Raw genomic sequence first — 14,947 nt, 5'->3', positions numbered from 1 at the left:
AATATGGCAAAAACAAAATTATACATTGTTCGCCATGGGAAGACCATGTTTAATACAATCGGTCGGGCACAAGGCTGGTCTGATACGCCTTTGACCGCTGTAGGAGAACGTGGCATTCGTGAGCTAGGAATTGGGCTTCGCGAGTCAGGACTTCCATTCAAAAAAGCTTTTTCTAGCGATAGCGGGCGGACAATTCAAACCATGGGGATTATTTTAGAAGAACTTGACTTGACAGGGCGCATTCCTTATCGCACAGATAAGCGAATTCGCGAATGGTGTTTTGGTAGTTTCGATGGAGCTTACGATGGTGAACTGTTTATGGGAGTGATGCCCCGTGTTTTCAATGTAGAGCATGTTCATCAATTGAGTTACCCTGAACTGGCTGAAGGCCTGGTAGAAGTTGATACAGCTGGTTGGGCTGAGAGTTGGGAAAAATTGAGTAGCCGTATTTGGGAAGGATTTTCAGATATTGCCAAGGAAATCGAAGCCGCTAGTGGTGGCAATGCACTGATTGTTAGCCACGGTATGACCATTGGAACATTTGTGTATCTCATTGACCAAACAAGGCCACATGGTTTAGACAATGGTAGTGTGACCGTCATTGAATACGAGAATGGTCAGTTTACAGTTGACTGCATTGGAGATATGTCTTATCGTGAGGTTGGCAAGAAAATACTGGATGAGATTGAGTAAGAGTCGTTTTTGTAATGAAAATAAATTAAGAGGTTGAGATAAGCGTTGATTTTTGGGAACGACTTTCTCTCCTTTTTTTATTGCTAAAAAATACTTGACAAGTATATCGAGGTGAATAGTATGGATGATAAATTAAGACGGATTTATGTTCCCATGACAGAGACGGGATTTTATATCTTATTTTGCTTGCAAAAAGAAAGTCATGGTTATAACATTACACAGAAAGTAAAAGAACTGACAAAAGGGCAGGTTGTAATTAGTCCGGGAACTATGTATGGAACTTTGTCTAAAATGGAGAAAGATGGTTTGATTGTATTTTCTCACGAAGAGGAGAAACGTAAAATTTATCAGATTACAGAAATAGGACGAGAGATTTTGAAAATAGAACTGAAACGAATTGAGCGACTCTATCAAAATAGCAAGGAGGATGTATAATGGAAAAGAAAATTTTTTAGGTTGGCTAACAAATGTCATACTTCTGTTGTTGCCGATTTTAGCGGTTGCGGAATTGTTCTTTTATATATGGCTTGTGAAAAAGAAGAAAACTAGGTCCTCAGACTGATTTTTAGCACTCTTTTAAAAAGAGTGCTAATTTTTTGAGTTTTTGCCTTGACTTTAAAAATGAACCGTGTATAATAGAAACATAAGTTAGCACTCGGGTGTTTAGAGTGCTAAAAAGAAAATCTCATATTCCAGCTGAAAGCTGAAAGGGGTGATGTCATGGTAACGGAACGTCAGAATGAGATTTTAAATTTGATCATTGACATCTTTACAAAGACCCATGAGCCAGTCGGATCCAAAGCCCTACAAGAATCAATCCAGTCTAGCAGCGCGACGATTCGTAATGACATGGCTGTTCTTGAAAAGCAGGGGCTTTTGGAAAAAGCGCACACATCAAGTGGACGCAAACCAAGTGTTGCGGGTTTTCAATACTTTGTCAAACATTCCCTTTCCTTTGATCGTCTTGCTGAAAATGAACTCTATGAAGTAATCAAGGCATTTGACCGTGAATTCTTCAAACTAGAGGATGTTCTTCAACAAGCAGCAGACGTTCTTTCAACGCTAAGTGGATGTACGGTGGTAGCACTTGATGTAGAACCGAGTCAACAACGCTTGACAGCTTTTGACATTGTGATTCTCAGCCAGCATACAGCTTTAGCAGTCTTTACTTTGGATGAATCCAATACGATTACCAGCCAGTTCATGATTCCCCGTAATTTCTTGCGAGGTGATTTGATTCAGCTGAAAGAATTGATACAAGAGCGTTTCTTAGGACAGACAGTTCTTGATATTCACTATAAGATTCGGACAGAGATTCCACAAATTATTCAGCGTTATTTTACAACGACCGATAATGTTATGGATCTTTTCGAGCATATCTTTAGTGATATTTTCAAAGAAAATGTCATTGTATCTGGTAAGGTGAAGTTGCTAAATTTTTCAGATCTAAAGAGTTATCAATTCTTTGACCAACCGCAAAAAGTGGCTTTTGAAATTCGAGATAGTTTAGCTGAAGATCAAATGCAGACGGTGCGCGTGGCGGATAGCAGAGAAAGTAGTCTGGCGAATTTGACGCTCATCTCTAGCAAATTTCTCATTCCTTACCGGGGATTTGGCATGCTAGCGGTCATTGGACCAGTCAATTTAGATTATCAGCGAGTTGTCAGTCAACTCAATGTTGTCAATCGCGTTTTAACGATGAAGCTCACAGATTTTTATAGATATCTGAGTAGCAATCATTATGAAGTGCATTAAGGCGACAAAGCTGATAGCTATAGATAGAAAAATAATCAAAAGATCATAAGGAGGTGCCTAGTGGCAGAAGAAAAACAGCAAGAAGAAGTAAAAAAAGAGGACGTTTCAGTAGAAGAAACGTCTGAAGAAACAACAGAGGTAGCTCCTGAGAAGTCTGAATTGGACTTGGCGAATGAGCGCGCAGACGAATTTGAAAACAAATATCTTCGTGCAGCTGCTGAAATGCAAAATATTCAGCGCCGAGCAAATGAAGAACGTCAACAATTGCAGAAATATCGTAGCCAAGACTTAGGGAAAGCAATCCTTCCTTCGCTGGACAACTTAGAACGTGCCTTGGCAGTTGAAGGATTGACTGATGATGTCCGAAAAGGGCTAGAAATGGTACAGGAAAGTTTGATTGCCGCTCTTAAAGATGAAGGAATTGAAGAGGTTCCGATAGACGGTGAGTTTGATCACAACTTCCATATGGCTATTCAGACGGTGCCGGCAGATGATGATCACCCAGCTGGAAGCATCGCACAAGTCTTCCAAAAGGGCTATAAACTCCATGAACGTCTCCTAAGACCAGCTATGGTAGTAGTAGCAGAATAAAAAATCTCGTCCGAAACGACGGTAAACTATGAAGAAAGAAAATATATTTTCGCTCTGCTAAACCGTGAGCGAAGCGAACAATTAGCGACACTCTTCACCGTGGTGCTCTCTGCGCAAACTTTAATAAAGAGATTGACTTAATCAAGCTCTGATGACGCCGCCACTTAAGAAGAGTATCAAAAAAGAAATTCTAAAATAAAGAGGGAAAAATAATGAGTAAAATTATTGGTATTGACTTAGGTACAACAAATTCAGCAGTTGCAGTTCTTGAAGGAACTGAAAGCAAAATTATCGCAAATCCAGAAGGTAACCGTACAACACCGTCAGTTGTGTCTTTCAAAAACGGTGAAATCATCGTTGGTGACGCAGCAAAACGTCAAGCGGTGACAAATCCTGATACGATTATCTCCATTAAATCAAAAATGGGAACTTCTGAAAAAGTTTCAGCAAATGGGAAAGAGTATACTCCACAAGAAATCTCAGCTATGATTCTTCAATATTTGAAAGGCTATGCTGAAGATTACCTTGGTGAAAAAGTAACCAAAGCAGTTATCACAGTTCCTGCTTACTTCAACGATGCCCAACGTCAAGCAACTAAAGATGCTGGTAAAATTGCTGGTCTTGAAGTAGAACGTATTGTCAACGAACCAACAGCAGCAGCCCTTGCTTATGGTTTGGACAAGACAGATAAAGAAGAAAAAATCCTTGTATTTGACCTTGGTGGTGGTACATTTGACGTGTCAATCCTTGAATTAGGCGATGGTGTCTTTGATGTGCTAGCAACTGCAGGGGACAATAAACTCGGTGGTGATGACTTTGACCAAAAGATTATCGACTATATGGTAGCAGAGTTCAAGAAAGAAAACGGTATTGATTTGTCAACTGACAAGATGGCTCTTCAACGTTTGAAGGATGCGGCTGAAAAAGCTAAGAAAGACCTTTCTGGTGTAACTTCTACTCAAATCAGCTTGCCATTCATCACTGCGGGAGAAGCTGGACCGCTCCACTTAGAAATGACTTTGACTCGTGCAAAATTTGATGACTTGACTCGTGACCTTGTGGATCGCACAAAAGAACCTGTTCGTCGTGCATTGTCTGACGCTGGTCTTAGCTTGTCAGAAATTGATGAAGTTATTCTTGTTGGTGGTTCAACACGTATCCCTGCCGTTGTGGAAGCAGTAAAAGCTGAAACTGGTAAAGAGCCAAACAAATCAGTAAACCCTGACGAAGTGGTTGCTATGGGTGCTGCTATCCAAGGTGGTGTGATTACTGGTGATGTTAAAGATGTCGTTCTTCTTGACGTAACACCGTTGTCACTTGGTATCGAAACTATGGGTGGTGTATTTACAAAACTTATTGACCGCAACACGACTATCCCAACTTCTAAGTCACAAGTCTTCTCTACAGCAGCAGATAATCAGCCAGCCGTTGATATCCATGTTCTTCAAGGTGAACGCCCAATGGCAGCAGACAACAAGACACTTGGACGTTTCCAATTGACTGACATTCCTGCTGCTCCTCGTGGTATCCCTCAAATCGAAGTAACATTTGATATTGACAAAAACGGTATCGTGTCTGTTAAGGCTAAAGATCTTGGTACACAAAAAGAACAACACATTGTTATTCAATCGAACTCCGGTTTGACAGATGAAGAAATTGACCGCATGATGAAAGATGCAGAAGCAAACGCTGAAGCGGATAAAAAACGTAAAGAAGAAGTAGATCTCCGCAACGAAGTGGATCAAGCTATCTTTGCAACTGAAAAGACAATCAAAGAAACAGAAGGCAAAGGTTTTGACGCAGAACGTGACGCTACTCAAGCTGCTCTTGATGAATTGAAAAAAGCCCAAGAAGATAACAATTTGGATGACATGAAAGCAAAACTTGAAGCACTCAATGAAAAAGCGCAAGCCCTCGCTGTGAAACTTTACGAACAAGCGGCTGCAGCCCAACAAGCTCAAGCAGGAGCAGAAGGAGCAAGTCAAACAAATACAGGCGACAACAAAGGTGATGATGTCGTAGACGGTGAGTTTACGGAGAAATAAGACGCCAAAGCAGCTCATCTGCTAACGCTTGCCGCTATAAGGCGGTCAAGCTAAGCGGCTTACTAGATCGAAAACAAAGAAAAAATCGTCTTTGCTTTCTCCCGTCGTAACGATGAGACAGGAGTGCTTTAGGAAAATTCTGAAACCTCCTTTGTCACATCTTGGCAAGAACGATTGCGGATTATAATTTAGTGCTTGCTCAATCTTACTTGTAGCCGATTTGTAACAGATAAATTCAGGGGTTGATAAACCAACCTCTGTTTTTGGATAAAGAGGAACTGAACCCGACCTAAATATTGGTTCGTTTCGTAACAATAACAGAAAGGAACAAAGAGTGTTCATGGAATTGAACACGAGCGGAAAGCTCGGAAATTAGATAAACCTCTTAAGAAATCAGGATTTCTTGTCGGTTTCCTAAATTTCAGTCGCTTTCTGTTCGCTCTTAGTATCTTATATGAACAATACAGAATTTTATGACCGTTTAGGCGTTTCAAAAAACGCATCTCAGGATGAGATTAAGAAAGCCTATCGGAAATTATCAAAAAAATATCATCCAGACATCAATAAAGAACCGGGTGCTGAAGAGAAATACAAAGAAGTCCAAGAAGCTTATGAAACCTTGAGTGATGAGCAAAAACGGGCAGCCTATGACCAATATGGTGCTGCGGGAGCTAACGGAGGCTTCGGTGGCGGAGCTGGCGGTTTCGGAGGCTTTGACGGTTCTAGCTTTGGTGGCTTTGAAGATATTTTCTCTAGCTTCTTTGGTGGAGGTGGTGCAAGTCGCAATCCCAACGCACCTCGTCAAGGAGATGATCTTCAATATCGGGTCAACCTTAAGTTTGAAGAAGCGATTTTTGGTACAGATAAAGAAATTAAATACAATCGTGAGGCGACTTGCCATACTTGTCATGGCTCTGGTGCGAAACCAGGAACTAGTCCAATAACTTGTAGTCGCTGTCACGGATCTGGTGTCATCAATGTGGATACGCAAACCCCACTTGGAATGATGCGTCGTCAAGTCACTTGTGATGTCTGCCATGGGCGCGGACAAGAAATCAAAGACCCTTGCCAAACCTGCCATGGAACAGGACATGAAAAACAAGCCCATAGTGTTCATGTAAAAATCCCTGCAGGTGTTGAAAGTGGTCAACAAGTTCGCTTGTCTGGTCAAGGGGAGGCTGGTTTCAATGGTGGACCGTATGGTGATTTGTATGTCGTCGTTCAGGTGGAATCAAGTGATAAGTTTGAGCGGGATGGCTCGACCATTTATTATAAGCTCAATCTCAATTTCGTTCAAGCAGCTTTAGGTGACAGCGTGGAAATACCAACCGTTCACGGTGATGTGGAATTAACCATTCCAGAAGGAACACAAACCGGCAAACGCTTCCGCCTGCGTGGAAAGGGAGCACCGAGCCTTCGTGGCGGCAGCATGGGAGACCAGTATGTCACAGTCAATGTTGTAACACCGACAGGACTTAACGACAAACAAAAAGCAGCGTTGAAAGAGTTCGCAGAAGCTGGTGATATGAAAGTCAATCCAAAGAAAAAAGGTTTCTTTGATAAAATGAAAGATGCCTTTGAGCAATAAGAAAAGAGCAGTTTGACGCTGCTCTTTTATATTATAAGGATAAAATTGTGTGTTTTTCATCTTTGGTGATGACGCGCTTGATACCAGTTGGTTGTGTGGAAACAAGTTTTGCTAGAAAATTTGGGTAGGCTTGATACTCATCCATTCGATCTAGTGGAATCCATTCAACTGTTTCACGAGGAGAGAAGCTTGGGAACTGCTGGCCTTTTGACTTCATCAAGTAATAAAAGGAAATTTCATGGCAATTCAGACCAGCTAACTTGCCAGAATTTTGTTGGAAAAAATTTTCGTGAATGAACAGCAATCGATCGATTTCGTAGTCCTGTCCAGTTTCTTCCTTAATTTCTCGAAGAATAGCTTCTTCTGATGTTTCTCCTAGCTGAACAGCTCCACCTAAAGGATAAAAATAATCCTCGTTTGGATTGGTCATAAAAGCAAGCGCGCCTTCTTCAATAATGACGGCAGCAGCTTTGTAACGAAATCGAGATTTCTTTTTGCAAAAAGTAATATCAGTCATTTATCTTTCCTCCGTATTCTAGTGTAGCATATTTTTAATGAAAACCTGTCCCCGGACAGTTGTGTTTTTAGTTTCTTGTTTTCCAATTTATTTCTTGTTACAATAAACACATGACACGATATAAAGCGATTATTTCTTATGACGGTCATGATTTTGCTGGTTTTCAGCGGCAACCTCATGCTCGCAGCGTCCAAGAAGAGATTGAAAAGACTTTAACTAAAATCAATAGAGGAAAACCTGTCATCGTTCATGGAGCTGGACGCACAGACAGCGGTGTTCATGCTTTGGAGCAGGTTATTCATTTTGATTTGCCGCAAAAAAGAGACGAAGAAAAGCTGCGTTTTGCACTCGATACGCAAACACCAGAGGACATTGATTTTATCAGTGTAGAAGAGGTGGATGAGGATTTTCATTCTAGATATTGGAAACATAGTAAGACCTATGAATTTATAGTAGATGTTGGACGCCCTAAAAATCCTATGATGCGCCATTATGCAACGCATTTTCCTTATCCTTTGGACATTTCTTTAATGAAAAATGCTATTGCAAAGCTCGAAGGAACTCACGATTTTACGGGTTTCACAGCTTCAGGGACTAGTGTGGAAAATAAAGTTCGGACGATTACAGAAGCACGCTTAGACTTTGATGAGAAACGTAATTTTCTGATGTTTACTTTTTCCGGCAATGGATTTTTATATAAGCAAATCCGCAATATGGTCGGAACATTGCTGAAGATCGGCAACGGTCGAATGCCAGTTGAGCAGATTGATAGAATTTTAACAGAGAAAGATCGTCATTTGGCTGGACCGACTGCAGCGCCAAACGGACTTTATCTAAAGGAGATACGATATGAAGAATAATCTTATTCTGGCAATTTCAGGGAATGATATTTTTAGTGGTGGCGGACTGCATGCTGATTTAGCGACTTACACGGTCAACCAACTACATGGTTTTGTGGCGGTGACTTGTTTGACCGCCATGACGGAGCAAGGTTTTGAGATTATTCCTGTAGACACGACCGTCTTTGCTCAGCAGCTCAACTCTCTCAAGGATGTCCCTTTCTCAGCTATTAAATTGGGGCTTTTGCCCAATGTAGAAGTGGCAGATTTGGCTTTGGATTTTGTGAAAGCTCATGCAGAGACTCCTGTTGTGTTAGACCCTGTCTTAGTTTGCAAGGAAACTCATGATGTTGAGGTTTCAGCGCTTCGAGATGAACTCATCAAGTTTTTTCCTTATACAGATATTATCACGCCCAATTTACCAGAAGCTGAACTCTTGGTTCAAAAAGAGTTACGAACATTGGAGGATGTAAAAGAAGCGGCTAAACTTCTTCATTCCTTGGGTGCTAAATCCGTTGTTATCAAAGGAGGAAATCGCTTAGATGCTCAAAAAGCAATAGATGTTTATTATGACGGAGAGCAATTTAAAATTTTGGAATCGCCTGTTTTAGACAAAAATAATACCGGAGCGGGTTGCACCTTTGCTTCCAGCATTGCCAGTCAGCTATTACTAGGGAAGTCAACTTTTGAAGCGGTTCAAAATTCAAAAGAATTTGTTTACCGAGCTATCCAACATTCAGATCAATATGGAGTTGTTCAATATGAAAAAGAATCAGACGCATAAACTTGTCCTTTTATCTATGATTGCTACTTTGACAGTTGTTTTGGGATATTATTTAAAAATTCCAACGCCAACGGGAATTTTAACTTTTCTTGATACAGGAATTTTCTTTGCCGCCTTTTATTTTGGCAGAAAAGAAGGAGCAATTGTTGGTGGTTTAGCCGGATTTCTTATTGATTTGATTTCGGGTTATCCGCAGTGGATGTTTTTTAGCATGATTTTTCATGGTCTACAAGGTTATTTTGCAGGTTTTAAAGGGAAAAGTCGTTATCTTGGTTTAGTATTGGCGACGCTTGTTATGGTAGGGGGGTATGCTGTTGCTTCCACGATCATGCATGGTTGGGGAGCAGCTTTTCCAGAAATATTTCCTAACTTCTGTCAAAATACTTTAGGAATAATTGTTGGGGTGATCTTGAATAAACTGTTGGTGGATGTTTTGAAAAAATAAAGTAAATAAGGGGCGTTGTGCCCTTTTTACTTTTAAGAATTTCAGTTTGTAAAAGCAATAAAAATCATTTATAATACAATTAAAACGAGGTGAAATCATGAATTTACAAAAACTTAGAGAACAAACACAAACAATTTTAGCAGATGTTTTAGAAAAATCAGTTCTTTCTGCTGGTGATATTTTTGTGCTTGGACTTTCTTCCAGTGAGGTGATTGGAGGGCATATTGGAAAAAATTCCAGCCAAGAAGTGGGAGAAGTCATTGTCAAAACCATATTGGATATGTTATCCGAGCGTGGTCTTTACTTAGCTGTTCAAGGCTGCGAACATGTTAACCGAGCCTTGGTTGTGGAGCGAGAGTTGGCTCAAAAACGAAATCTAGAAATTGTCAATGTCTTGCCCACTCTGCATGCCGGTGGAAGCGGGCAGTTAGCTGCTTTTAAATGTATGAACGATCCAGTTGAAGTGGAATTTATTACGGCTCAAGCAGGGATGGATATCGGAGATACAGCAATTGGTATGCATATTAAGCACGTCCAAATTCCAGTACGACCAATTTTGAGAGAACTTGGAGAAGCGCATGTGACTGCGCTTGCCAGTCGTCCAAAGCTAATCGGTGGAGCGCGAGCTGCTTACCAAAAAGATAAAATTCGGAAAGCATAAAGAGCAAAATCAGCAAATGGACGGAAAAATCGTTAAATTTTTCATTAGAAAATTTGTGAAATAACGTGTATTTATGGTATAATTGATTGTATTCAATAAATTTTAAGGAGAAATGACAGAATGTCTGTATCATTTGAAAACAAAGAAACAAATCGCGGAGTTTTGACATTTACAATCAGTCAAGAACAAATCAAGCCAGAATTGGATCGCGTGTTTAACTCAGTTAAGAAAACTCTGAATGTACCAGGTTTCCGTAAAGGTCATCTTCCTCGTCCGGTGTTTAACCAAAAATTTGGGGAAGAAGCTCTTTACCAAGACACACTGAACGCCCTTCTCCCAGCTGCTTATGAAGCTGCAGTTAAAGAAGCAGAAATTGAAGTTGTTGCCCAACCACAATTTGACGTGGCGTCTATGGAAAAAGGTCAAGATTGGACCATTACCGCTGAAGTGGTTACAAAACCTGAAGTAAAATTAGGTGAATATAAAAATCTAGAAGTATCTGTTGATGTCTCTAAAGAAGTATCTGACGCAGATGTAGACGCAAGAATTGAACGTGAGCGCAACAATTTAGCAGAGCTTGTATTGAAAGAAGACAAGGCTGCTAATGGCGACACAGTTGTGATTGATTTTGTTGGAACAGTTGACGGCGTTGAATTTGACGGCGGTAAAGGAGATAACTTCTCACTTGAACTCGGAAGCGGTCAATTCATTCCAGGTTTTGAGGATCAATTGGTTGGACATGCTGCTGGTGAAACAGTAGAAGTAAACGTGACATTCCCAGAAGACTATCAAGCAACAGACCTTGCAGGTAAAGATGCTAAGTTTGTTACAACCATTCATGAAGTCAAAGAAAAAGAAGTTCCAGAACTAGATGATGAACTAGCGAAAGACATTGACGAAGATGTTGAAACACTTGACGAATTAAAAGAAAAATATCGCAAAGAATTAGCTGAATCAAAAGAAATTGCTTTTGATGACGCAGTTGAATCTGCAGCACTTGATCTTGCAGTAGAAAATGCAGAAATTGTTGAGTTGCCAGAAGAAATGGTTCACGAAGAAGTTCATCGCTCTGTGAATGAATTCCTTGGAAACATGCAACGTCAAGGTATTTCACCAGATATGTATTTCCAAATCACTGGTACAACGCAAGAAGACCTTCACAAGCAACATGAAGCTGATGCTGAAAAACGTACTAAAACCAACCTTGTGATTGAAGCTGTTGCGAAAGCAGAAGGATTTGAAGCAAGTGATGAAGACATTGAAGCAGAAATTGCTTCACTTGCCGCTGATTACAGCATGGAAGTAGAGCGCGTTCGTCAACTTCTTTCAGCAGATATGTTGAAACATGATATTGTGATTAAAAAAGCCGTTGAATTGATTACAAGTACTGCAAAAGTAAAATAATCGAACGATAACATAAGGCAAGTTCAGTCGGAAATTCGGCTGAATTGCCTTTTTACTTCTTTTTATATAAAAGCGGAAGTCATTTTAGTGAGAAAGTGATTTTCTTGAATAGAGGATAAAATTCCTTTGACGAAAGAGGATTTTTATCGTACAATAAAAAGTAGCGAAAAATTCAATAAATTAAATTTTTGAGAGTCAACATGGCAGAAGCCCTCAGACTTAAAAGGAGATCGACTTTGGAATTAGAAGTATTTGCTGGACAAGAAAAAAGTGAACTTTCTATGATTGAAGTAGCGCGTGCTATCTTAGAAACACGTGGTCGTCATCATGAAATGTATTTTAACGATCTTGTCAATGAAATTCAAAATTACCTTGAAAAATCAAATAGTGATATTCGTGAAGCCTTGCCACTTTTTTATACAGAGCTAAATGTAGACGGCAGTTTCATTCCTCTTGGAGATAACAAATGGGGCTTGCGTTCATGGTATGCGATTGATGAAGTGGATGAAGAAATTATCACTCTTGAAGAAGACGATGAAGAAGCTCCTAAGAAACGGAAGAAAAAACGTGTGAATGCCTTTATGGACGGAGATGAAAACGCCATTGATTACAGTGATGATGATCCAGAAGATGAAGATTCATACGAAGCTGATCCTGCTCTAAGTTACGACGAGGACAATCCGGACGATGAGAAGAGTGAAGTTGAAGCGTATGATGCTGAAATCAATGAAATCGCACCTGATGATTTAGGTGAAGAAGTTGAACTCAATGAAGAGGATGAGGATTACTCAGATGATGAGGTGGATCCAGAAGATGAAGAATAGTTCAGTTTAGAGCATTTTCTGATTTGACAAAAAATCTATTCTGCGATATTATAATATCGGGCACTTCTTTTAAAGAAGTCAAAGGCTCCCTAGCTCTAGGGAGCTATTTTTGTTTTGCTATTCATGAACACGTCTTAAAAAGCAATGGACGTTGTATTTTAGATAAGGAGTATTTATGGCAACAAAATATATTTTTGTTACAGGTGGTGTAGTTAGTTCGATTGGTAAAGGGATTGTAGCGGCAAGTCTTGGTCGTCTCTTGAAAAACCGTGGCCTTAAAGTGACTATTCAAAAGTTTGACCCATATATCAATATTGACCCAGGAACGATGAGCCCTTACCAACACGGGGAAGTATTTGTGACGGACGACGGTGCAGAGACAGACTTGGATCTGGGGCACTATGAACGTTTTATTGACATTAACCTAAATAAATATTCAAATGTCACAACTGGTAAGATTTATAGTGAAGTTCTTCGCAAAGAACGTAAAGGTGAGTACCTTGGAGCGACTGTTCAAGTCATTCCACACATTACAGACGCTTTAAAAGAAAAGATTAAACGTGCTGCAACGACAACAGACTCTGATGTGATTATCACAGAAGTAGGAGGAACTGTTGGAGATATCGAAAGTTTGCCATTCTTAGAGGCGCTTCGTCAAATGAAGGCAGATGTCGGTGCAGATAATGTAATGTATATTCACACGACCTTGCTTCCATATCTTAAGGCAGCTGGGGAAATGAAAACCAAGCCAACTCAACACTCTGTAAAAGAATTGCGTGGTCTGGGTATTCAACCGAATATGCTGGTCATTCGCACCGAAAAGCCAGCAGGTCAAAATATTAAGAATAAATTGGCACAGTTTTGTGATGTAGCACCAGAAGCAGTGATTGAGTCGCTAGATGTGGAACATTTGTATCAAATTCCGCTGAACCTACAAGCACAAAACATGGATCAAATCGTTTGTGATCACTTGAAGTTGGACGTGCCAGAAGCAGATATGACAGAGTGGTCTGCTATGGTTGATAAAGTCATGAACTTGAAGAAACAAGTAAAAATTGCACTAGTTGGAAAATATGTGGAACTACCAGATGCGTACATCTCTGTTGTAGAAGCTCTCAAGCACTCTGGTTATGCCAACGATGCGGAAATCAAGCTGAATTGGGTCAATGCGAATGATGTCACAACTGAAAATGTCGCCGAATTACTGAAAGATGCAGACGGTATCATTGTTCCGGGTGGCTTTGGTCATCGTGGGACCGAAGGAAAGATTGCGACTATTCAATATGCTCGTGAAAATGATGTGCCAATGCTTGGAATTTGCCTTGGTATGCAGTTGACTTGTGTTGAATTTGCTCGCCATGTGCTGGGATTTGATGATGCTAATTCTTCAGAACTAAATCCAGATACGAAACATCCTGTTATAGATTTGATGCGGGATCAGATTGATGTAGAAGATATGGGAGGGACGCTTCGTTTAGGACTTTATCCGTCTAAGTTGAAACGCGGTTCCAAAGCGGCTGCAGCTTATGACAATCAAGAAGTTGTTCAGCGTCGTCACCGTCACCGTTACGAATTTAACAATGAATTCCGTCAACAATTTGAAGATGCTGGTTTTGTATTCTCAGGAGTTTCACCTGATAATCGTCTGGTGGAAATTGTTGAAATGCCAGAAAATAAATTCTTTGTGGCTTGTCAATACCACCCAGAATTATCTAGCCGTCCTAATCGTCCAGAAGGACTTTATACCGCTTTTGTCACAGCAGCAGTTGAAAATAGTGAGAAATAAGATTGGAAGCAATTCCAGTCTTTTTAGCATTTCTCATAGGAGAAAAATTTGTCAATATGAATGAAAGACAGCATTTTAAAACTAAAGTAAGAAATTTTCTCCTAAAAATGATACAATTTGAATAGTTGATGAGCTCAATAAATAATAAAACGGAGGTGGATCATGATGAAGTTTATACTGAATGAAAGTCTCGCAATGCTTGGGATTAAAAATGTGGTTATTGGCATCGCTAAAAATGTAGATCCACGTGCACCTTTACCTGCTTCATTTTTGAAAAAGCAAAAAGAGATGGAAAAGTGGGCATTGAATTGCGATATCGATGAGGTGTCTGATACTCCAGTCATTCAAGGCTACAAGGATTTATTGCAAAGTGTCGGACGTAGTGTCAAGAAGAATCCTCCTACCGTTTTGGCGCTTATTCGGAATATTCGACATCGTGGCTCCATCCCGAATATTAATAGTATTATTGATATTTATAATGTTGAATCTTTACATTCTTTATTAGCCATTGGTGGGCATGATTTGGATAAAATAGCGGGGCAAATTGAATTTACGGTTAGTCAAAAAGAAGATGTGTTTCTACCGATTTTATCTACGGAAAAACACGTTTCACAGACTGATTATGTTTATCGTGATCAAAAAGGAATTTTAGCATGGCTAGATGTTCGCGATGGAGAACACTATAAATTTGATGACGAGACAAAGAATGCTATTTTTATCATTCAAGGAAATGCTCATACATCTGTGGAAATGCGTTTAGAAGCACTGGAGCGCATTGAGAACGATTTGGCAGAATGTATGCCAAATCTGGAATTTGAAACGTATGTCATTCACTCAGAGGGGAAATAACCTAAAAAGCAATGTATCCATCAATAGGATACGAGAAGTGAGTCCGTTGTTTGAAAGCATTTCGGCTCACAGCAACGTTTTTTGTTGAAAGATTTGTTTTGAAAATTCTTTACTTTTTAGTAAGATATAGTATAATTAGAATATATCATACTTTTCGGAGGTAACT

Annotated in this window: 15 protein-coding genes; 14 read left to right on the top strand and 1 reads right to left on the bottom strand. The window is 39.9% G+C overall.

Annotation, left to right across the window (positions count from 1 at the left end):
* Nucleotides 1-3 precede the first annotated feature (3 nt).
* From EL087_RS07245 to dnaJ, 6 genes are all read left to right on the top strand, one after another.
* Complete coding sequence (locus EL087_RS07245) at nucleotides 4-693, top strand: histidine phosphatase family protein (RefSeq protein WP_126407738.1); 690 nt, start codon at nucleotides 4-6, stop codon at nucleotides 691-693.
* A 120-nt stretch (nucleotides 694-813) separates the two neighbouring features.
* Nucleotides 814-1,128: a PadR family transcriptional regulator gene (locus tag EL087_RS07240; RefSeq protein ID WP_126407736.1), complete on the top strand. Its 315-nt coding sequence runs from the start codon at nucleotides 814-816 to the stop codon at nucleotides 1,126-1,128.
* Nucleotides 1,129-1,413: 285 nt separating this feature from the next.
* Complete coding sequence (gene hrcA, locus EL087_RS07235) at nucleotides 1,414-2,448, top strand: heat-inducible transcriptional repressor HrcA (RefSeq protein ID WP_126407734.1); 1,035 nt, start codon at nucleotides 1,414-1,416, stop codon at nucleotides 2,446-2,448.
* A 60-nt stretch (nucleotides 2,449-2,508) separates the two neighbouring features.
* Nucleotides 2,509-3,039 (top strand): nucleotide exchange factor GrpE, encoded by a 531-nt coding sequence (gene grpE / locus EL087_RS07230; RefSeq protein WP_004224126.1) that lies wholly within the window; start codon nucleotides 2,509-2,511, stop codon nucleotides 3,037-3,039.
* 212 nt (nucleotides 3,040-3,251) lie between these two features.
* Nucleotides 3,252-5,084 (top strand): molecular chaperone DnaK, encoded by a 1,833-nt coding sequence (gene dnaK, locus EL087_RS07225; RefSeq protein ID WP_126407732.1) that lies wholly within the window; start codon nucleotides 3,252-3,254, stop codon nucleotides 5,082-5,084.
* Between the two features lie 454 nt (nucleotides 5,085-5,538).
* The gene (dnaJ, locus tag EL087_RS07220; protein ID WP_126407730.1) at nucleotides 5,539-6,672 is read left to right on the top strand and encodes a molecular chaperone DnaJ; all 1,134 of its coding nucleotides are present in this window, start codon (nucleotides 5,539-5,541) and stop codon (nucleotides 6,670-6,672) included.
* Nucleotides 6,673-6,703: 31 nt separating this feature from the next.
* Here the strand turns inward: dnaJ and EL087_RS07215 are convergent, their stop codons facing one another.
* Nucleotides 6,704-7,189 (bottom strand): NUDIX hydrolase, encoded by a 486-nt coding sequence (locus EL087_RS07215; RefSeq protein WP_004224118.1) that lies wholly within the window; start codon nucleotides 7,187-7,189, stop codon nucleotides 6,704-6,706.
* Nucleotides 7,190-7,299: 110 nt separating this feature from the next.
* On the opposite strand from EL087_RS07215, the gene truA reads away from it, so the two are divergent.
* The 8 genes from truA (at nucleotide 7,300) to EL087_RS07175 (ending at nucleotide 14,781) form a co-directional block, all read left to right on the top strand.
* On the top strand, nucleotides 7,300-8,049 hold the full coding sequence (truA, locus tag EL087_RS07210; protein ID WP_126407728.1) for a tRNA pseudouridine(38-40) synthase TruA: 750 nt from the start codon (nucleotides 7,300-7,302) through the stop codon (nucleotides 8,047-8,049).
* Entirely contained in the window at nucleotides 8,039-8,812 is a 774-nt protein-coding gene (locus EL087_RS07205; RefSeq protein ID WP_126407726.1) for a bifunctional hydroxymethylpyrimidine kinase/phosphomethylpyrimidine kinase, read from the top strand. The genes truA and EL087_RS07205 overlap by 11 nt, the downstream gene beginning before the upstream one ends.
* A complete protein-coding gene (locus tag EL087_RS07200) occupies nucleotides 8,790-9,257 on the top strand; it encodes an ECF transporter S component (protein WP_126407724.1) in 468 nt (155 codons plus the stop codon). The genes EL087_RS07205 and EL087_RS07200 overlap by 23 nt, the downstream gene beginning before the upstream one ends.
* 97 nt (nucleotides 9,258-9,354) lie before the next feature.
* Entirely contained in the window at nucleotides 9,355-9,918 is a 564-nt protein-coding gene (locus EL087_RS07195) for a TIGR01440 family protein (protein WP_126407722.1), read from the top strand.
* A gap of 120 nt (nucleotides 9,919-10,038) precedes the next feature.
* Nucleotides 10,039-11,322, top strand: a complete 1,284-nt coding sequence (gene tig / locus EL087_RS07190) for a trigger factor (protein ID WP_049534453.1) — start codon at nucleotides 10,039-10,041, stop codon at nucleotides 11,320-11,322.
* A 236-nt stretch (nucleotides 11,323-11,558) separates the two neighbouring features.
* The gene (gene rpoE, locus EL087_RS07185; protein ID WP_126407720.1) at nucleotides 11,559-12,146 is read left to right on the top strand and encodes a DNA-directed RNA polymerase subunit delta; all 588 of its coding nucleotides are present in this window, start codon (nucleotides 11,559-11,561) and stop codon (nucleotides 12,144-12,146) included.
* A gap of 175 nt (nucleotides 12,147-12,321) precedes the next feature.
* A complete protein-coding gene (locus tag EL087_RS07180) occupies nucleotides 12,322-13,932 on the top strand; it encodes a CTP synthase (protein ID WP_059221467.1) in 1,611 nt (536 codons plus the stop codon).
* A gap of 162 nt (nucleotides 13,933-14,094) precedes the next feature.
* Nucleotides 14,095-14,781 (top strand): B3/4 domain-containing protein, encoded by a 687-nt coding sequence (locus EL087_RS07175; protein WP_164558138.1) that lies wholly within the window; start codon nucleotides 14,095-14,097, stop codon nucleotides 14,779-14,781.
* Nucleotides 14,782-14,947: the final 166 nt, after the last annotated feature.

Source organism: Streptococcus milleri (genome assembly GCF_900636525.1).
GTDB classification, from domain to species: Bacteria; Bacillota; Bacilli; order Lactobacillales; family Streptococcaceae; genus Streptococcus; species Streptococcus hominis.
Note: the sequence above shows the minus strand (reverse complement) of the source record. Positions and strands in the feature narration are given on the sequence as shown.